The following is an 18222-nucleotide window of genomic DNA, read 5'->3' on the forward strand; positions in this document are numbered from 1 at the left end:
CGCCCGCCCCGGCCATATCTTCCCGCTGCGCGCCAACCCGCAAGGCGTTCTCGGCCGCACCGGTCATACCGAAGCGGCCGTCGATCTTTGCCGTCTAGCCGGGAAATTCCCCTGCGGCACCATCTGCGAAGTCGCCAATGACGACGGCACCATGGCCCGCCTGCCCCAGCTCGAAGCCTTTGCCGAACGCCACGGCCTGCTCGTTGTGACGATCAAGGATCTCGTTTCTTACCTCAAGGGCGAGGTTGTCGAGGACGTGGTGCAGAAGCAGGTCGCCTGATCTGCGCTTCCTTGTTGTGAATACGAAAACGCCCGGTGCAAACCGGGCGTTAAATTTTAAAAAAAGCTTTTCCGATCAGTTTCGCAACCGATACCCCGTCTTGAACATCCAGCTGACAACACCGAGGCAGAGCGCCAGAAACAGCGTGATCATCGCCAGACTGATGATCGGATTGACGTCGGCGATCTCATAGAAGCTCCAGCGGAAACCGCTGATGAGATAAAGCACCGGATTGAAGTGGCTGACCGTCTGCCAGAAGGGCGGCAGCATGTCGATGGAATAGAAGCTGCCGCCAAGGAAGGTCAAAGGCGGCACCACCAGCATGGGGATGAGGTTCAGCTGCTCGAAATTCGTCGCCCATATGCCGATGATGAAGCCGAACAGGCTGAAACTGACAGCCGTCAGCACGAAGAACAGCACCATCATGAACGGATGAGCGATGGTGATATCCACGAAGAAGGTGGCTGTTATCAGGATGATCGTCCCGATCATCAGGCCCTTGGTCGCCGCCGCCCCGACATAGCCGGCGACAATTTCCGTCATCGATACGGGCGCGGACAATATCTCATAGACCGTGCCGGTGAATTTCGGAAAATAAATGCCGAAGGAGCCGTTGCCGATACATTGCGTCAGCAGCGTCAGCATGATGAGGCCGGGCGTTATGAACGCGCCGTAGGAAACCCCGCCAACCTCCTGAATCCGCGAGCCGATCGCGGTTCCGAAGACGATGAAATAAAGCGAGGTGGAGATGACTGGCGAGACCACGCTCTGCAGCAGGGTGCGCCGCGTGCGTGCCATTTCGAACAGATAGATGGCCTTGATGGCTTCGAAATTCATTTCTGGCCTCCCACCAGCGAAACGAAGATATCCTCAAGCGAGCTCTGTCGCGTTGAAATATCCTTGAAATGGATGTTGGCGGCGGAAAGGGCGCTCAGAACATCGGCAATACGGCCCTGCTCGCCATTATCCTCGATTTCATAGGTGACGGTGCAACCGTCTTCAGAAAGCGTCAGACCGAAGGGCGCGAGGCTTTCGGGCAATTGCTCCACCGGCTGGGCGAGTTCTAGGAAAAGCTGCTTGCGGCCGAGTTTCTTCATCAGCGCCGTCTTTTCTTCCACCAGCAGCAATTCGCCGCCATTGATGACGCCCACCCGGTCGGCGATTTCTTCCGCCTCCTCGATGTAATGCGTGGTGAGGATGATGGTGACACCCTTGGCCCGCAGCTCGGACACGACGTTCCACATGTCGCGGCGGAGCGCCACATCAACGCCGGCGGTTGGCTCGTCGAGGAACAGAACCTTCGGCTCATGCGCCAGCGCCTTGGCGATCAGCACACGGCGCTTCATGCCGCCGGAAAGCTCGCGCAGCATGTTGTCCTTCTTGTTCCAGAGCGACAGGGATTTCAGGATGCGCTCGATCAGTTCCGGGTTCTTCTTCTGCCCGTGCAGGCCGCGCGAGAAGCTGACGGTGTTCCACACCGTCTCGAACTGGTCGGTCGTCAGTTCCTGCGGCACGAGGCCGATCAGGGCGCGGGTCTGGCGAAAATCCTTCACCACATCATGCCCGCCGACAAGCACCGAACCTTCACCCGGATTGACGAGGCCGCAGACAATCGAGATCAGCGTCGTCTTGCCGGCGCCGTTCGGGCCGAGAAGGGCAAGGATTTCACCCTCCCTGATATCGAGGCTGACACCTTTGAGCGCCTGAAAGCCGTTTGCGTAGGATTTTGTCAGATTCCGTATCGAAACAATGGCATTCATGGCGAATTCTTTCGAAAAACCGAGTAAGATGAACGCCATATAGACCGCAGAGGTTGCAAATGCCACCCCAGCGGACCGAACACTGCGTTCGGCAGAGACGGAAAATCAGCCGTAGACGCTATAGAAAAACTGCGCTGCGACGAAGACCAGAAACACCCCAAAGGCCCGCTCCAGCTGCTTCTTGCTGAGCGCATGGGCGAGCCGAGCGCCATAGGGCGCAACGACAAGCGTGATGGGGATCAGCAGCACCACGGCGATCCAGTTGATGAAGCCGGTGGAAAACGGCGGCAAGCCCGAATGCCCCCAGCCGGCCCAGATGTAGCCCAGAAGACCCGGCAGCGAAATCAGCACGCCGACACCGGAAGAGGTGGCGACCGCCTGATGGATCGTGCGTCCATAGAGCGTCATGAAGGTATTGTTCATCACCCCGCCGCCCACGCCCATCAGGCCGGAAAAGAGCCCGATGCCGGTGCCAACAAGAAAGCGGCCCGGGTTTTGCGGCAGGTCGGAACCGAGATGCCAGCTCGCCCGGTTGAAGATCATCCGGAAGGCGAGCGCGAGCGCGATGAAAGCGAAGATCAGCCGCAGTGCAACGCTGGAGGCATAGGCGGCAACCACGGATGCGAGGATGGTGCCGAGCGGTACGGCAACGATCCAGCCCTTCAGCAGATCGATATCAACAGCGCCTTTCTGACGATGCGTGAGAAACGAACGGATGGAGGTGGGCACGATGATGGCAAGCGAGGTGCCGAGCGAGAGATGCATGCCCACCGCCTCCGGCACATCCAGAAGCCCGAAGACCTGGTAGAAGACGGGCACCAGCACCGCGCCGCCGCCGATGCCGAACAGGCCGGCCAGAAGACCGGCGACCACACCCGCTACCGCAAGCGCCGCCGCAAAGACCATCAGCTCTGAAACAGGGGGCATAAAGGCAGGCTCCCGAAGGCCGTTGTCACAAACATGTGACCCTCATAGCGTATCAGAAGAGCGCGGCAAGCCATGTTGGCCGCAGGTCAGTACGGCGCGATGTCTTTTGCCGCATATCCGCGCCGGATGGACCACTCCATGGGATCGTTTTCCCATTGCATGCCCTTGCAAAGACGCCGATATCCCCCCGATAAGGCTGTCTTCTTCAACCGGCCTTCGGGCCGGTCTTTTTTTGTGGGAATGTGACAGAAGAGTTGGAATTCCGGAAAGTGAATCCACACTTCCGTCATTCCGGCCTTGAGCCGGAATCCAGCCGACGCGCGTCGGCGCGACGGCAAGGCTCCTTTCAGCTCAAGGACTTCAGCTGGCTGGATTCCGGTTCAAGGCCGGAATGACGGAAGTTGCAAACATGACGCATTATAGCGAGCGTCTAAAACGCCGCCCGACTATCGCCCCGCCCAATCACGCCTTTCGCGTCTCCTAGTCACAATGCCTGTAACCTGACTTGCGCGTGCGCAGGTCGAAGTGAAAATGGTTCCAGTGGTTGGGATCGCTGCCCGGTCCGAGAACGGTCGAGAAATATTTGCAGCTGTCGGACCTCACCGCCTTCAGCAGCGCCTTTTCGCGGAAGGCGAAGAAGCTCTTGCTGCGCACGTCGATTTCCTTGCCGTTCTTCAGCGTGATGGTGCCGATGTCGATGGCGTTACCGCGCGCATGTTCCGACCAGGGATTGCTGGAACGCGAATTCATCTTGCGGCAGGAATAGCCGCCCATCGGCGTGATGCGACCAACGCCGGAGAGATAACGGAAGCGCGAGGATGGCACGAGTTCGAACTTCACCCATTTGGCAAAGGCAAGCGTGACCTGGCAATTGAGCTTCACGGCCGGGCGGATGGCGACGCCGCTGGCGAGACCGCTGAGTTCGATCGGATAATCGATACCGCAGGTCGGACCATCGGCAATGCGCGCAACGTCCCGGAAAGCAACGCCGAGGCGGCGCAGTTCGGAGCGGCAGGCAACTTCGGAAGATGGCATGACGCCTGGTGGCATCGAGCGGTTGCTTTGCGGCCCACCGCCCGCCATCGGATTATCAGGCATGAGCATGGCGACTTCCTCCACCGGCTGGCGGCGCGAGGAGGAGCCGAGCGGCGGCGGCGGGATGAGCCGCGACTGGCTGGCCCGTTGCGGCTGGCGGGCCGGAGGCACGGCCATGGGATTATCCGTGCCGATGCCATCCACCACCGGCTGCGCGGAAGCACCCTCGGCAATCTCCGCATCCTGTTCTTCGGCAAGTCCGCGGACCGGCTCCACACCCAGCATGGAATCCATGTTCACGCCGCCTTCGCCTTCAGCGATCTGGTTGCCGGTCATCTGCTGCGCGGGCATGGTCTGGCTCTGCATGGTCTGCGCCGGCACAGTGGTATGGCCGCTGGCCGCCATGCGCGCCTGATGCTGGGAATCGAGTGTCGAATAACCCTGCCCGCCCTGCGGCGATTGCAGCAGGGGATCCTGCGAGGCGTAAGGTTCCGGCATCGGCTGAGAAATGGCCGCGGGATAGTCACCGCCCTGCCCGACCCGCTCCGCCTGATACACGGCACCCGCCGGCGCGCTGTAACCCTGCTGCCGCGAGGAGCGGATAGCGCTGACGCGCGTGGTGCCGTCCACTTCCGCCGGTGGCACGAGGCCCTCCGCCGAACACGACACCATGACCGTAGAAATCATCAGCAACGTCACAAGACGACGCGGAAGGGAAACATACGCCATACGAGAACCTGTACCTTCAGCGGCCGCTATTCGCGGCAATACAGGATAAATTTTAAAGAAATGAGGTAAACGAAACCTTATTGGTTACGGGAAATAACGAACCTGGTTGTTGCGTGACGCTGCAAATGAAGAAGGCACGATCGAAATCGCGTCGAAGGTCATAACAGAAACGCTGAAACCTCTCCTCCGACATCCTCGGGCTTGACCCGAGGATCAAGAGCCGCACGAGGAATGAATCCTCGGGTCAAGCCCGAGGATGACGTCGAGTGCTGGAAAAGCTTCTCATTCATCTAAGGGCGCAGCCATGGCCGCGCCCTCCACTTTACCAAAACGCATATGTCACGCGGCCCGTGAAACCTCGCGCGCAACCCCATTTCCAAGTTCGAAACGCGACAGCAGCGAGCGCAGCTGGCGGCTTTCCTCGGCGAGCGTCTGGCTGGCCGCCGTCGTTTCTTCCACCATGGCGGCGTTCTGCTGGGTCATCTGGTCCATGTGGTTGACGGAGGTGTTGATCTCCTGCAGGCCGGTCGCCTGTTCGCGCGCGGCCGTGGCGATGGAGTTGACATGGCCATCGACACGGTTGACCAGCGCCAAGATCTCCTCCAGCGCATCACCTGTCGAGCGCACGAGTGCGACGCCGCCGCCGACCTCCTCCGCCGAACGGTTGATGAGGGTCTTGATCTCCTTGGCTGCATTGGCAGAACGTTGCGCCAGTTCGCGAACTTCCTGCGCCACCACGGCAAAACCACGCCCGGCCTCGCCCGCACGCGCCGCTTCCACACCGGCATTCAGCGCCAGAAGATTGGTCTGGAAAGCGATCTCGTCGATAACAGAGATGATCTGCCCGATGCGCTTGGAAGAGTCCTCGATGCGGCCCATGGCGTCGACGGCATTACGCACGATCTCGCCCGAGCGGCCGGCGCTGGTTTTCGTGTCCTGCACCATCTGCCGGGCCTCGTTGGCCCGCTCGGAAGCGGTGCGCACCGTGGCGGTGATTTCGTCGAGAGCGGCTGCCGTCTCCTCCAGCGCCGCCGCCTGCTGTTCGGTCCGGCGGGAAAGATTGCCGGTCGCGCCGCTGATATCAGAGGCACTGTCATTGACGACATGGCCGGTCCTGGCAATGGCCTCGATCGCACCGTGCAATGCGCCGACGGCACGGTTGAAGTCCATGCGCAGCTTTTCATAGTCCGTGCCGATATCGGTAAGCGAAACGGTCAGATCGCCATTGGCAAGCGCTTCGAGCGCATTGCCCAGTTGCTCCATGGCATGGGCCTGCCGCTCGGATGCGGAACGAAGCACCATCTCGTTGCCGTGCCGCGCTTCTTCCAGCGCCCGTTGCTGGTCGGCCTCGCGGGCCTGCAGCGCGCTGCGCTCATTGACGCTGTCGCGCAGTACCAGCAGCGTCTTGGCAATCGCGCCGATTTCATTGCGACGGTCGGCGAACTGGATATCCGCCGCGCCGTCACCATCGGCGATGCGCCGCATGCTCTGGCGGATGAGATCGATCGGCCGGGTCACGCTGCGCACGACGGCTGCGGCCACGCCGACAACCAGAAGGCCGGCCACGACACAAAGACCGCCATTAAAATAGACGTCGCGCCAGAACACCGCTTCAAGATCGTCAACATAAACACCGGTGCCGACAATCCATCCCCAGGGGGCGAAACCGGCGACATGGGAGAATTTCTCGACCGGTTCCGGCGCACCGGGCTTCGGCCAGTAATAATCGACAAAGCCCTTGCCGCCTGCCTTGACCGTGTTCACGAACTCGACGAACAGCGCCTTGCCGTTCGGGTCCTTGTTGGCGGTAAGGTCCGTGCCGTTCATCTCGGGCTTGATCGGATGCATCACCATTTTCGGATGCATGTCGTTGATCCAGAAATAGCCGCTGCCATTGCCGTAGCGCATTGCCGCAATGGTCGTCTTGGCCTGCTGTTGCGCCGCCTCCCGCGTCAGGCTTCCGCCCTGCTCCAGCCGGTAATATTGATCGAGAATGGCAACAGCGGTTTCGTTCATTGCCGCAAGCCCGGCTTTCCGTTCGCGCTCCATTTCGTGGTAGCTTTCAAACAGGCTGAATGTGAGAGCCGCGGCCAGTATTGCCAGAAACAATGCGACGAGCGCATACAGGCGCATAGATATTGTTACGTTTTTCATGTTCCCCCTCAACGTCGCTGATGCACTTCGACCAGCCGATGTTAAAGGCAAAAAATTTATTATTATTAAATACACATATTATACGTTGGTATTATTCTTATATGCTCACATTAATTCGCACCGCCATTCCAAACCGGTACAAAAAGCGTGAATTTTCAAACCGGCCGGCGGCATTTAAAGACAGCGTTAACCCTGCCGCCCCTATCCTCCTTGACCGAAATTACACTGCAGGGAGGCGCGCGATGGCACGGCCCAATTTTCGCTATACGCATTATGACCTGAAGGAACTTCGGGCCGGCACGGTCATTGAAGTATCCCTGTCGGCCGTCAACAATGTCCGGCTGATGACGGGGGCGAATTTCCAGCGTTTTACCGAATTGCTCGACTTCAAATATCTCGGCGGCGTCGCGAAAAAATCGCCGATCCGCCTCGCCATTCCAGAGACGTTACACTGGCATTTGGTCATCGACGCCGAAGGCCATAGCGGCCTCGCCGAATCCTCGGTCAAGATGCTGCCCGCGCAGCCGCAGGCAGCACCACATCGCAAGGCATCCTGATCTTCTTTAAAAACAGTGAGTTGCCGCGGTTTTGCGACTCTTTTTGCCAACGGCCTGAATCTTTTTCTTAAGATCGACCGCAATACGGTTTCGGCTCAAACCGCGCAAAAACCTAACGCGATCCCCGCTCGCGGCGCAGCTTCGCCCACCAGTCCAGACGCTTGCGGATTTCCCTTTCGAAACCCCGGTCCGGCGGATCGTAAAAGGTCGTGCGCCCCATTTTCTCCGGGAAATAATCCTGCCCGGAAAAGGCATCCGGCTCGTCATGGTCGTAGCGATAGCCATCGCCGTAACCTTCGCCCTTCATGAGCTTGGTCGGCGCGTTCAGAATATGTTTCGGAGGCACCAGCGAGCCGTTTTCCTTGGCCGCCCGCATCGCCGACTTGAAGGCGTTATAGACGGCGTTCGATTTCGGCGCGGTGGCGAGATAGACGCAGGCCTGAGCCAATGCGAGCTCGCCTTCCGGTGAGCCCAGATAATCATAGGCGTCCTTGGCGGCATTGCAGACGACGAGCGCCTGCGGATCGGCAAGGCCGATATCCTCAACCGCCATGCGCACCAGCCGCCGCCCGAGATAGAGCGGGTCTTCGCCGGCATCGAACATGCGGGCGAGATAATAAAGCGCCGCATCCGGGTCCGAACCGCGCACGGACTTATGCAGTGCGGAAATGAGATTATAGTGGCCGTCCTGGCTCTTGTCGTAAACCGGGGCGCGGCGCTGCACGATGCGGGTCAGCCCCTCGGTATCGAAGGTCTCATCCTTGCGCGCCGCACGCCAGACCTCTTCGGCAAGCGTCAGCACGGCGCGGCCATCGCCGTCGGCCATGCGGATGAGGCTTGCGCGCGCCTCCTCGGTGAGCGGCAGGGGCTTGCCCTCCGCCTCCTCGGCGCGTTTCAATAATTCGCTCAGGCTCTCTTCGTCATGCGAGCCGAACGTCAACACGCGCGCCCGTGACAACAGAGCGGCATTCAGCTCAAAGGACGGGTTTTCGGTGGTGGCGCCCACCAGAATGATGGTGCCGTCTTCCATCACCGGCAGGAAACTGTCCTGCTGGGCGCGGTTGAAACGATGAATTTCATCAACGAAAAGCAGCGTCTGCCGCCCATTCATCCGACGTGTGCGCGCTGCCTCGAAAACCTTCTTGAGATCGGCGCCACCGGAAAAGATCGCCGAAATCTGCTCAAAGGCCACCCCCGCCTCGCCGGAAAGCAGCCGCGCAACGGTGGTCTTGCCGGTGCCGGGCGGGCCCCAGAAGATCATCGATCCCAACGACCCGCTATCGATCATGCGGCGCAGAACGCCCTCCTCGCCCGTCAGATGCGGCTGCCCGGTCACCTCCGCCAGCGTCTTCGGACGCAGGCGATCGGCAAGAGGCCGCCGGTTGGCGACCTCCACGGGCACTTGCGGGGCGAAAAGATCGTCGCTCATCGCAGGAACTGCCGAATGCGTTGCCCGTCACGCAGGATTTCCACGCGCCAGAAGCCGGGATTGTCATCCAGCGCCTTTTCGACCGCAGCGGTGGAGGCGATGTCTGCACCGTTCAGCGACAGGATCACATCCTTCGGCTGGAAACCGACACGATAGGCCGGCGAACCGCGCTTCACATCGGTGATCACAACACCCGTCACCTGCGACGGCATCCGCAATTCATCGGCAAGCTTCGGCGAGAGATTGGCGACTGTCGCGCCGGCAAAGGGATTGCGGCCCTCGATCAGGCGCTCATCACGCGGCGCGGTTTCCGGCGCGGTGTCGAGCGCAATCGTAACTTTCTTCTCTTTGCCCTTTTCCACCACCGTTAGTTCGGCGGATTTGCCGATACCGGCGGTGGTCACGCGATATCCCAGCGCATCCGGATGCTCCACCTCGAAGCCATTGACGGCGGTAACGACCTCGCCGGGCTCGATGCCCGCCTTTTCGGCCGGTCCACCCTTGACGACGCTGACGACAAGCGCGCCGCGGGCCCGGTGCAGGCCAAGCGCTTCAGCAACGTCTGATGTCACGGGATCGAAGGTGGCACCGATATAGGGACGCTCGAAGCTCGCGTCACCGCGTTCAGCAGCAGCGACGAAAACCCGGACGAGATTGGCGGGGGTGGCGAAACCGATACCGTTCGATCCGCCGCCCCTGGAGAAGATCGCCGTATTGATGCCGATCAGCTCACCCGCCATGTTCATCAGCGCGCCGCCGGAATTGCCGGGGTTGATGGAGGCGTCGGTCTGGATGAAGAAGCCGAAATCACCCTGCGTTACCTGGTTGCGGGCGAGACCCGAGACAATGCCGCTCGTCACCGTCTGGCCGACACCGAAGGGGTTGCCGATGGCAAGCACCAGATCACCAACTTCAATCGCATCGGAATTGCCAAGCGACAGCACCGGGAACTGCTCTTTCGCATCAATCTGCAGAACGGCGAGATCGACCCGGTCATCTTTCAGCAGCACCTTGGAGGAGAACTCACGCCCATCCGCCAGCGCCACCTTGATGTCGTCAGCACCGTCGATGACGTGATTGTTGGTCACCACGAGGCCGCCGGCGGTCACGATCACGCCGGAGCCGAGCGACGACTGTTTTTCCGTGCGGTTCGGCATCTGCTGGCCGAAGAACTGCTCGAAGAAAGGATCGCCGGCAAAGGGCGACAGACGCCGCTGCACGACACGCTCGGCATAGACATTCACGACAGCGCCTGCGGTGCGCTTGACCAGCGGCGCAAAGGAAAGCTGCATTTCCGTGTGGCTTGAGGGCACGGTCCTGTTGTCCTGTGCGCCAGCGCCCCCGGGCAGGAGAATGAGCGCGGCAAGAAAGCCGGTGGACAGATACTTCAACACGCTTCGCATGTGATTCCTCATCGTCATCAGTATGATGGAGTTATAACGCCAAAGCCTGTAAAGCAAAGAGCGGCAAGATGATGGCTATCCTTTTCCCAAGCCGCGCCTTTTCCCAAGCCGCGCCTTTTCCCAAGCCGCGCCTTTTCCCAAATCATGGCAACAGCGAAATGGAACCAGCGAGCCGCCTTTCCGGTTTCATCCGCAACAGCATTTCTCAAAGAGACACGTCATGGATTTGAAAAAGCCCCTCCTCGCCTGCGGCCTGCTCCTCGCCCCCTCCCTCGTTTCGCCGGCCGCTGCTGCAAGCTTCGATTGCGGAAAGACCGATCTGGCGGCCGATGAAAAGGCGATCTGCGACAACCGTGCCCTCAACGATCAGGATGTGAAGATGGCCACCACCTTCGACATCCTCACCCAGCTGATGGCCATGGGTGCACGCGACACGCTGCGCGACGAACAGAGCAAATGGCTGAAGAAACGTCAGGAGTGTTCAGCCGACGTTGCCTGCCTGACAGCCGCCTATGAGGAGCGCATGAAACGTCTCGGAGAGGCGTTCCAGAGCATCAACAGGCCGCTCTGACCATTATCGCCTGCCCTTACACCGCACGGATGATGACTTCCATGAGGCCATGCAACTGATCGCGATAACCGGTTCTGGCGGAAGGTGCATCCTCACGAGAGGTCATCACGACGGATAGCCGCCTTGCGGGAACGATATAGAGCATCTGCCCGCCATAACCCCAGGCGTAATAGACCGTTTCGCCCGCCATTTCCTTGATGAACCAGCAATAACCATATCCGTCGCCGTTGAAGACCGAATTTGTGCGCTGCTGCCAGGACTGGTCGATCCAGCCTTGCGAAATCAGTCGCTCGCCCTCCGGTGTCGTCCCGCCACGCCGGTAAAGCTCGCCGAAGGCCAGCAACGATCGCGCCGTCATCGCCATCTGGTTGCCGCCGAGATAGACACCCTGCGGATCACGCTCCCAGCCGCCGATCGCAAATCCCTTGAGCGGACGAAACCAGTCACGTGCCAGAGCAAGCGTCGAGCGGCCGGAGGCCCTGGTCAATATCGCCGAGAGCAGATGGGTGGAGGCGGTGGAATAAAGCATGCCGCCGCCCGGTTCTCCGGCAAAACCGGAACCCAGCGCCATCCGAACCCAGTTGCGGCTGGCGACCCAGCGGCCGTAATTCGGCCCGGACATGCGCTCCAGACCTGACTGCATGGACAACAGGTTGCCGATGGTGATCCGTTCCAGCCGGGGATCGGGACTTGGCGGAAAATCGCCGCGCAGAACTGTCGCAATCGGCTGGTCTGCACTCTCGATGATCTTGCGATCAATCGCCATGCCGACCAGCGCCGAAATGATCGATTTCGAGGCCGACTTGATATTGGTGGAGCCATTCACGCTGGCCCCATGATAGGCGCGGCTTGCGACCTCCTCGCCGTCAATGCTGACTAGGACCGTCCTGAGGCTGGAAAGCGCGTCCGCCTCCCTCAGCAACGGATCGAAACGGATGCCATTGCTGGAGCTTTGCGCGCGGGCAAGTTCAGCAAAAGGCAGGGACGCAATGAGGGCGAGTGCGGTTCGTCTTTTCATGTCACTGAGCTAGTAAGCCATACGGCGATGAAAAGAGGTAACTCCGCCAATCACTCCAATGTGACCATATTTCAAGTACCGCATTCCCATACCGCAATTTGATAGTCCACCGGAACCTTCATGAAAACAAGGCGTTGCCATGCATTCCGGAATCGAGATGCGAAGCGCTTGAATCAGTTTCTGATCTTGAGGACTATCGCCCTGCCACAAATGCAAAAGACGGGAAACGATGCCGCAATTGAAATCATCACGCCTTGTCCTCCGACCTTTTAAGATGACGGACTCGCCGCCGCTCGCCCGGCTGACGAACGACCCGCTCATATTGCGCAATCTGCTGCGCACGACCTACCCTTTCGAACCCGATGATGCACGGCGTCTGATCAGGCGCATTGCTGAACGCCGGCTCCCGGTATGGGCGGTGGATGACGGCAGGCTGGTCGGTCTCATCGGCCTTTCAGGCGAATTCGGCCTTTGGCTTGATCGCCGTGTTTGGGGAAAGGGCTACGGAGAAGAAGCCGGACGCCTCGTCATCGATTATGCCTTTCAGCACATGGGCATCAAGACCCTGCATGCCAATCCCCTATTTGACAACAGGGCGTCGCACCGTCTGATGGACAAGCTGGGTTTTGTTGCGACCGGCCGTGCAACTGCCCTTTGCAGGCAACGGAGAAAAGTTGTGCCGCTTCGACCTTATCGGCTCGATAAAGAGTGATCGGCACAAAAAAGCCGCCGTTAATCAACGGCGGCTTTTTATCATCTCGCAGATCCGGAAATTACTCCGGCAGAATCCGCACGGCACCCTTGTCCGCACTGGACGCAAAGGCAGCATAGGCCTTCAGCGCCGTCGTGACATTGCGCTTGCGCGGTGCTTCCGGCTTCCAGCCCAGCTCTTCCTGTTCGGCGCGGCGCGAAGCCAGTTCCGAATCCGCTACCCTGAGATTGATCGTGCGGTTCGGGATATCGATCTCGATCAGGTCACCCTGGCGTACGAGGCCGATTGCGCCGCCCTGCGCCGCTTCCGGCGAGGCGTGACCGATCGAGAGGCCAGAAGTGCCGCCCGAGAAACGACCGTCGGTGATCAGTGCGCAGGCTTTGCCGAGGCCCTTGGATTTCAGGTAGCTGGTCGGATAGAGCATTTCCTGCATGCCCGGGCCGCCCTTCGGTCCTTCATAACGGATGACGACGACGTCGCCCGCCTTGACCTCGTTGCCGAGAATGCCCTTCACCGCTGCGTCCTGGCTTTCGTAAACGACCGCCGGGCCAGTGAATTTCAGGATGGATTCGTCAACACCCGCAGTTTTCACGATGCAGCCGTCGAGCGCGATGTTGCCGTAAAGCACGGCCAGACCACCATCCTTGGAGAAGGGCTTTTCGACCGAGCGGATGACGCCGTTGTCGCTATCTGTATCCAGATCGTCCCAACGCGAGGACTGGCTGAAAGCCACCTGTGTCGGCACGCCGCCGGGGGCAGCCTTGAAGAATTCACGCACCGTCTCGCTATTGGTGCGGGTGATGTCCCAGCGGTCGATGGCATCGCCAAGCGTCGCTTCGTGCACCGTATAGGTATCGCGGTTGATGAGGCCGCCGCGTTCCAGCTCACCGAGAATACGCATGATGCCACCCGCACGGTGAACGTCTTCCATGTGCACGTCCTGCTTGGCAGGCGCCACCTTGGAAAGGCAGGGAACCTTGCGGGAAAGACGATCGATGTCTTCCATGCCGAAATCGACACCGCCCTCATGCGCCGCCGCCAGAATATGCAGCACCGTATTGGTGGAGCCGCCCATGGCGATATCCAGCGACATGGCGTTTTCGAACGCCGCCTTGTTGGCGATGGTGCGCGGCAGAACGGTCTCGTCGTCCTGCTCGTAATAACGGCGCGCCAGATCAACGATCAGGTGACCGGCTTCGACAAACAGCCGCCGGCGATCCGAATGGGTGGCGAGCGTCGAACCGTTGCCGGGCAATGACAGACCCAGAGCCTCGGTCAGACAGTTCATCGAATTGGCGGTGAACATGCCGGAGCAGGAACCGCAGGTCGGGCAGGCCGAACGCTCGATGACCTTCACGTCCTCGTCGGAAATCTTGTCATCTGCTGCCGCAACCATGGCGTCGACCAGATCAAGCGCGACCGTCTTGCCGTGCAGAACGACCTTGCCCGCTTCCATGGGGCCGCCGGAAACGAAAACGGCGGGAATGTTGAGACGCCTCGCCGCATTCAGCATGCCGGGCGGGGTCTTGTCGCAGTTGGAAATGCACACCATCGCATCGGCGCAATGGGCATTGACCATATATTCCACGGAATCCGCAATGATTTCGCGCGACGGCAGCGAATAGAGCATGCCGTCATGGCCCATGGCGATGCCGTCATCAACCGCGATGGTGTTGAATTCCTTGGCGACGCCGCCTGCCGCCTCGATTTCACGGGCAACGAGCTGGCCAAGATCCTTCAGATGCACATGGCCCGGCACGAACTGCGTGAAGGAATTGACGACAGCGATGATCGGCTTGCCGAAATCGCTGTCCTTCATGCCGGTGGCGCGCCAAAGGCCGCGCGCGCCCGCCATGTTGCGGCCGTGGGTTGTCGTTCTTGAGCGATAGGCTGGCATGGTGTTTTCCTCGATCTCATGGCGAAGAGCGCATTGCCGCAAAGGCGGTAAAAATAGCTCCTGCCCTATTTTGCGGTTTTTCTAGCGCAAACCGCAAGCCCTGTCACTGTCACCTTCAGGCAAAACAGTACGGTTCGGTACGGTACGCCGCTTCCCGATGCAGCAATTCACGCGACCACTTATCACAAATGCGCGATTTCCGCCGCCCGGCCGTTGTTTTTGCACGACGCGCTGAAACATATCTGTGCAGCAGCCGTATAGCCTATCATAATCGATTTATCGCCGATGCACCCGGCTTTTGTGGAGGTTGAAATGCCCGCCTATCGTCCGCCCCTGATCGCGGCTACAGAAATCACGCCGAAGAATATCTACCTGTCCCGACGCGGCTTCCTCGGTACGGCGGCAGGACTTGCAGCAATCGGGCTTGGCGGCCGCGAGGCAATTGCCGCTCCGCTTACGGCGAAACCAGGCGCCTACAAGCTGGATGAAAAGCTCACCCCGCTCGACGCCGTCACCAGCTACAATAATTTTTACGAATTCGGCGTCGGAAAATCCGACCCTAAGGAAAATTCCGGCAAGTTCAAGCCCACCCCATGGACCGTGAAGGTGGATGGCCTTGTCTCCAAACCGCAAGAATTCGGCATCGAAGAGCTGATGAAATATCAGCTCGAAGAGCGTACCTATCGCATGCGTTGTGTCGAGGGCTGGTCGATGGTCATTCCATGGATCGGTTTCCCCCTCGCGGCACTTCTCGATAAGGTGGAGCCGCTTGGCAGCGCCAAATACGTGTCCTTCGAAACCGTGGTGCGGCCGGATGAAATGCCCGGCCAGAGCGGTCTGTTCCAGCCTCTGTCCTGGCCCTATGTCGAGGGTTTGCGCCTCGATGAGGCACGCCACCCGCTGACCATTCTGGCCGTCGGCCTATACGGCGAAACGCTGCCGAACCAGAACGGCGCACCTATCCGCCTCGTTGTTCCGTGGAAATACGGTTTCAAGGGCATCAAATCCATCGTCCGGATTTCGCTGACCGAGAAACAGCCGGAAACGACGTGGAAAAACTCCAACGCCCGCGAATATGGCTTCTACTCCAACGTCAATCCGCATGTGGACCATCCGCGCTGGAGCCAGGCGACGGAACAGCGCATCGGCGAAGGCGGCTTTTTTGGCACCCAGAACCGCCCTACCCTGATGTTCAACGGTTATGACGAGGTGGCTGGCCTTTATACCGGCATGGACCTGAAAGCGAATTATTGATCATGGCCCTCGCCTTTTCGCTTCCGTCGCTGCCGAAGCGTTACCAGCCGGCGGCTATCTGGTCGCTTTATGCGATCGGCCTCTGTCCGGGCGTCTGGTATTTCTACCTCGCCGCAACCGGTGGCCTCGGCTTCAATCCGGTCAAGGATTTCGAGCACCTGCTCGGCATTTGGGCGTTACGTTTCCTCTGCATCGGGCTTCTGGTGACGCCGCTGCGAGACCTGTTCAACATCAACCTCATCGCCTATCGCCGGGCGCTGGGGCTGATCGCCTTTTATTACGTGCTGGCACATTTCACCGTCTATCTGGTGCTGGACCGTGGCCTGATCATCAGCTCCATCGCCGGCGATATTCTGAAACGGCCCTATATCATGCTCGGCATGGCAGGGCTTACCATGCTCATTCCACTTGCGCTCACCTCCAACCGCTGGTCGATCCGCAAGCTCGGCAGTAGCTGGAACACGCTGCACAAACTCGTCTATCTCGTGCTCATCGTTGGCGTGCTGCATTTTGTGCTGGCGCGGAAATCAATCACGCTGGAGCCGGTGTTTTATATCAGCACGATGGTGGTGTTGCTCGGATACCGGCTGGTGCGGCCATCGATCATGGCAATGAAGAGGGCAAAGCGCGCCAGACCCGTCCGGCCATAATGGCGGCGGCCCCAATTCCCGCGATATAACAGACCATATTCCACAGCGAAAAAACACGGCCGAGCAGCAAAGCGCCGGAGGTCGTTGCGCGAAACCCATCCAGCGCCGGGAAATGAACAAGCCGGACGAGTTCCACGAGGATAGCCGCAATAATGGCGGCATGGACCTCATAGCCACGCCAACGGTAGGGAAAGACGGTCGCCAGCAACAGATAAACCATCGCACCCCAGAGCACTGATCCGCCATATTTTACCGCCACGAACGGCAGTCCCACATCGTAACCCAAGGTCCGCAGGCAAAGGCCGCAAACGATCACCGCCATCGCCGCCGCCAGAAACCGGATGCGGGCTAAATAAGATGGGGATACGCGCTGCAGGCCCATACGGCTTCCTTCGGGTTTTCGTATGAAAGGTGACTAACTGAGATCGGGGACGGAAATGAGCACAACAACAAGCCCGGCCGCAAGCCGCCTCTCCGTCTTGGACAATCTGCTCTGCGATACCTATCCCTGGGGCGAACTCAAGGGCATCAGGCGTTTTATCGTCGAGTTTCTGTATTTCGGCATCAAGGAGGCACGGGCCTGCATGTTCGCGGGCTTGTTCTTCGTCTCCATCTTCGTGGTGCCGCATGGCGGCGTGTTCGGCATCCCCCGATATGACGTGCTGCTGATCATTGCGCTCGGCATCCAGTTCTTCATGATCTGGAGCAGGCTCGAAACGCTTGACGAGGCCAAGGCCATCCTGCTGTTCCATATCGTCGGCTTCGCACTGGAAGTGTTCAAGACGTCGAGCGCCATCCAGTCATGGTCTTATCCGGATTTCGCCTACACCAAAGTGCTAGGCGTACCGCTCTTTTCCGGTTTCATGTATGCCGCCGTCGGCAGCTACATCATTCAGGCGTGGCGGCTGCTGGATGTGCGCATTCGCCACTATCCCGCCTACTGGATGGCGACCCTGATCGGTATCGCCATCTACGCCAACTTCTTCACCCATCACTTCATCGGCGATTACCGCTGGTACATCGCCGCCTGCGCCATCGGCCTCTATTCCCGCGCCACCGTCGTTTACCGCCCCTATGATCGCGACCGCAAGATGCCTCTGCTTCTCTCCTTCGTCCTGATCGGCTTTTTTGTCTGGCTGGCGGAAAACATCTCCACCTTCTTCGGTATCTGGAAATATCCCGATCAGATCGGTGCCTGGTCCGTCGTGCATATCGGCAAATGGAGTTCATGGTCACTGCTGGTCATCATGACCTTCACCATCGTCGCCCACCTCAAACACATCAAGGCCCGTATTCATATTCCGGAGTGAGAAAGATGAATTACTCCAAGGCATTTTCAAGTCTCGCAAGTTTTACAACTAAGCGCGTGGGCCTGAAATCCAACAATAGAACTGGCGGCCCTATATTCGCATTCCTAATAATCGCTTTGGCCGGTTGTGGTGTAGATTCACCTGATCGTTTGCGCAGCGATATCCCGGACGGCATCCCCGCTGGTGAGACGGTCTACTACAATACCAGATGGTTTGAATGCGCTGTCGCCATTTACAAGCTCGACTCCGTTTTCATGGATGAGGTCCGTCGGAACGGATTGCTTTCTCTAAACAAAGCAACATCCGCGCCTTGGGCTGAGGCGCCGGTACTGGGGGCGAACTACGCCATGGATCGCTGGGTCGCTGATTTTGTAAGTAGTTTGGACTGTATCGAAGACAAGAAGCTGCAAACGCTCTTTGAGCGAGCATCAGCCAACGGCGGCTATTTTCAAGTTCAGCTTACAAACTCGACAACCCTAATCGCGCCTGATGAGGGTTTAATGATGGTTGGCGGATACGAGTAGCTGCATCGCTAA

At 59.3% G+C, this 18222-nt stretch carries 18 protein-coding genes; 8 read left to right on the forward strand and 10 right to left on the reverse strand.

Annotated elements, in window-relative coordinates:
• The coding region (locus ASB65_RS05735; protein WP_162266769.1) for a 3,4-dihydroxy-2-butanone-4-phosphate synthase at nt 1–280 on the forward strand (280 nt) is incomplete at its 5' end.
• Nucleotides 281–355: 75 nt separating this feature from the next.
• On the opposite strand, the gene ASB65_RS05740 is transcribed toward ASB65_RS05735, so the two are convergent.
• The 5 genes from ASB65_RS05740 to ASB65_RS05765 all read right to left on the reverse strand — a co-directional run bounded on the left by ASB65_RS05740 (nt 356) and on the right by ASB65_RS05765 (nt 6885).
• Nucleotides 356–1117 carry an ABC transporter permease gene (locus tag ASB65_RS05740; protein WP_003507827.1) on the reverse strand — a complete coding sequence of 254 codons (762 nt, stop codon included), beginning with the start codon at nt 1115–1117 and terminating at the stop codon, nt 356–358.
• Complete coding sequence (locus ASB65_RS05745; protein ID WP_003507825.1) at nt 1114–2040, reverse strand: ABC transporter ATP-binding protein; 927 nt, start codon at nt 2038–2040, stop codon at nt 1114–1116. Before ASB65_RS05745 ends, ASB65_RS05740 begins: the two co-directional genes overlap by 4 nt.
• Before the next feature lie 105 nt (nt 2041–2145).
• A complete protein-coding gene (locus ASB65_RS05750; RefSeq protein ID WP_060723298.1) occupies nt 2146–2967 on the reverse strand; it encodes a sulfite exporter TauE/SafE family protein in 822 nt (273 codons plus the stop codon).
• A gap of 480 nt (nt 2968–3447) precedes the next feature.
• Nucleotides 3448–4731 carry an extensin family protein gene (locus tag ASB65_RS05760; RefSeq protein WP_060723299.1) on the reverse strand — a complete coding sequence of 428 codons (1284 nt, stop codon included), beginning with the start codon at nt 4729–4731 and terminating at the stop codon, nt 3448–3450.
• A gap of 339 nt (nt 4732–5070) precedes the next feature.
• Nucleotides 5071–6885 (reverse strand): methyl-accepting chemotaxis protein, encoded by a 1815-nt coding sequence (locus ASB65_RS05765; protein WP_060723300.1) that lies wholly within the window; start codon nt 6883–6885, stop codon nt 5071–5073.
• A gap of 242 nt (nt 6886–7127) precedes the next feature.
• On the opposite strand from ASB65_RS05765, the gene ASB65_RS05770 reads away from it, so the two are divergent.
• On the forward strand, nt 7128–7442 hold the full coding sequence (locus ASB65_RS05770; RefSeq protein WP_060723301.1) for a DUF1883 domain-containing protein: 315 nt from the start codon (nt 7128–7130) through the stop codon (nt 7440–7442).
• A gap of 112 nt (nt 7443–7554) precedes the next feature.
• Here ASB65_RS05770 and ASB65_RS05775 read toward each other — a convergent pair whose 3' ends face one another.
• Nucleotides 7555–8871 (reverse strand): replication-associated recombination protein A, encoded by a 1317-nt coding sequence (locus ASB65_RS05775; RefSeq protein ID WP_060723302.1) that lies wholly within the window; start codon nt 8869–8871, stop codon nt 7555–7557.
• The gene (locus tag ASB65_RS05780; RefSeq protein ID WP_060723303.1) at nt 8868–10274 is read right to left on the reverse strand and encodes a DegQ family serine endoprotease; all 1407 of its coding nucleotides are present in this window, start codon (nt 10272–10274) and stop codon (nt 8868–8870) included. The genes ASB65_RS05775 and ASB65_RS05780 overlap by 4 nt, the downstream gene beginning before the upstream one ends.
• Nucleotides 10275–10494: 220 nt before the next feature.
• Between ASB65_RS05780 and ASB65_RS05785 the strand changes: the two genes are divergently transcribed.
• Nucleotides 10495–10845: a lysozyme inhibitor LprI family protein gene (locus tag ASB65_RS05785; protein WP_060723304.1), complete on the forward strand. Its 351-nt coding sequence runs from the start codon at nt 10495–10497 to the stop codon at nt 10843–10845.
• A gap of 16 nt (nt 10846–10861) precedes the next feature.
• Here ASB65_RS05785 and ASB65_RS05790 read toward each other — a convergent pair whose 3' ends face one another.
• Entirely contained in the window at nt 10862–11863 is a 1002-nt protein-coding gene (locus ASB65_RS05790; RefSeq protein WP_060723305.1) for a serine hydrolase domain-containing protein, read from the reverse strand.
• A gap of 229 nt (nt 11864–12092) precedes the next feature.
• Between ASB65_RS05790 and ASB65_RS05795 the strand changes: the two genes are divergently transcribed.
• Entirely contained in the window at nt 12093–12575 is a 483-nt protein-coding gene (locus tag ASB65_RS05795) for a GNAT family N-acetyltransferase (protein WP_077998587.1), read from the forward strand.
• Nucleotides 12576–12636: 61 nt separating this feature from the next.
• On the opposite strand, the gene ilvD is transcribed toward ASB65_RS05795, so the two are convergent.
• Nucleotides 12637–14472, reverse strand: coding sequence for a dihydroxy-acid dehydratase (gene ilvD / locus ASB65_RS05800; protein WP_060723307.1), 1836 nt, complete (start codon nt 14470–14472; stop codon nt 12637–12639).
• 312 nt (nt 14473–14784) lie between these two features.
• Here ilvD and msrP point away from each other — a divergent pair, with 312 nt between their 5' ends.
• Both msrP and msrQ read left to right on the forward strand, forming a co-directional pair.
• Entirely contained in the window at nt 14785–15726 is a 942-nt protein-coding gene (gene msrP, locus ASB65_RS05805; protein ID WP_060723308.1) for a protein-methionine-sulfoxide reductase catalytic subunit MsrP, read from the forward strand.
• A 2-nt stretch (nt 15727–15728) separates the two neighbouring features.
• On the forward strand, nt 15729–16376 hold the full coding sequence (msrQ, locus tag ASB65_RS05810) for a protein-methionine-sulfoxide reductase heme-binding subunit MsrQ (RefSeq protein ID WP_060723309.1): 648 nt from the start codon (nt 15729–15731) through the stop codon (nt 16374–16376).
• Here the strand turns inward: msrQ and ASB65_RS05815 are convergent.
• Nucleotides 16330–16758, reverse strand: coding sequence for a DUF2809 domain-containing protein (locus tag ASB65_RS05815; RefSeq protein ID WP_060723310.1), 429 nt, complete (start codon nt 16756–16758; stop codon nt 16330–16332). The two genes, msrQ and ASB65_RS05815, sit on opposite strands and share 47 nt — an antisense overlap.
• 55 nt (nt 16759–16813) lie before the next feature.
• Between ASB65_RS05815 and ASB65_RS05820 the strand changes: the two genes are divergently transcribed.
• Together ASB65_RS05820 and ASB65_RS05825 are read left to right on the forward strand one after the other, a co-directional pair.
• Complete coding sequence (locus tag ASB65_RS05820) at nt 16814–17686, forward strand: DUF817 domain-containing protein (RefSeq protein ID WP_060723311.1); 873 nt, start codon at nt 16814–16816, stop codon at nt 17684–17686.
• A 5-nt stretch (nt 17687–17691) separates the two neighbouring features.
• Nucleotides 17692–18210 (forward strand): hypothetical protein, encoded by a 519-nt coding sequence (locus ASB65_RS05825; RefSeq protein ID WP_060723312.1) that lies wholly within the window; start codon nt 17692–17694, stop codon nt 18208–18210.
• The last annotated feature ends 12 nt before the right edge of the window (nt 18211–18222 follow it).

Source organism: Agrobacterium tumefaciens str. B6, assembly GCF_001541315.1.
Lineage (GTDB): Bacteria > Pseudomonadota > Alphaproteobacteria > Rhizobiales > Rhizobiaceae > Agrobacterium > Agrobacterium radiobacter.

Coding starts and splice junctions, on each gene's coding strand:
- ASB65_RS05740 (WP_003507827.1), bottom strand. CDS start 1,117: ATGAATTTCGAAGCCATCAAGGCCATCTATCTGTTCGAAATGGCACGC.
- ASB65_RS05745 (WP_003507825.1), bottom strand. CDS start 2,040: ATGAATGCCATTGTTTCGATACGGAATCTGACAAAATCCTACGCAAAC.
- ASB65_RS05750 (WP_060723298.1), bottom strand. CDS start 2,967: ATGCCCCCTGTTTCAGAGCTGATGGTCTTTGCGGCGGCGCTTGCGGTA.
- ASB65_RS05760 (WP_060723299.1), bottom strand. CDS start 4,731: ATGGCGTATGTTTCCCTTCCGCGTCGTCTTGTGACGTTGCTGATGATT.
- ASB65_RS05765 (WP_060723300.1), bottom strand. CDS start 6,885: ATGAAAAACGTAACAATATCTATGCGCCTGTATGCGCTCGTCGCATTG.
- ASB65_RS05770 (WP_060723301.1), top strand. CDS start 7,128: ATGGCACGGCCCAATTTTCGCTATACGCATTATGACCTGAAGGAACTT.
- ASB65_RS05775 (WP_060723302.1), bottom strand. CDS start 8,871: ATGAGCGACGATCTTTTCGCCCCGCAAGTGCCCGTGGAGGTCGCCAAC.
- ASB65_RS05780 (WP_060723303.1), bottom strand. CDS start 10,274: ATGCGAAGCGTGTTGAAGTATCTGTCCACCGGCTTTCTTGCCGCGCTC.
- ASB65_RS05785 (WP_060723304.1), top strand. CDS start 10,495: ATGGATTTGAAAAAGCCCCTCCTCGCCTGCGGCCTGCTCCTCGCCCCC.
- ASB65_RS05790 (WP_060723305.1), bottom strand. CDS start 11,863: ATGAAAAGACGAACCGCACTCGCCCTCATTGCGTCCCTGCCTTTTGCT.
- ASB65_RS05795 (WP_077998587.1), top strand. CDS start 12,093: ATGCCGCAATTGAAATCATCACGCCTTGTCCTCCGACCTTTTAAGATG.
- ilvD (WP_060723307.1), bottom strand. CDS start 14,472: ATGCCAGCCTATCGCTCAAGAACGACAACCCACGGCCGCAACATGGCG.
- msrP (WP_060723308.1), top strand. CDS start 14,785: ATGCCCGCCTATCGTCCGCCCCTGATCGCGGCTACAGAAATCACGCCG.
- msrQ (WP_060723309.1), top strand. CDS start 15,729: ATGGCCCTCGCCTTTTCGCTTCCGTCGCTGCCGAAGCGTTACCAGCCG.
- ASB65_RS05815 (WP_060723310.1), bottom strand. CDS start 16,758: ATGGGCCTGCAGCGCGTATCCCCATCTTATTTAGCCCGCATCCGGTTT.
- ASB65_RS05820 (WP_060723311.1), top strand. CDS start 16,814: ATGAGCACAACAACAAGCCCGGCCGCAAGCCGCCTCTCCGTCTTGGAC.
- ASB65_RS05825 (WP_060723312.1), top strand. CDS start 17,692: ATGAATTACTCCAAGGCATTTTCAAGTCTCGCAAGTTTTACAACTAAG.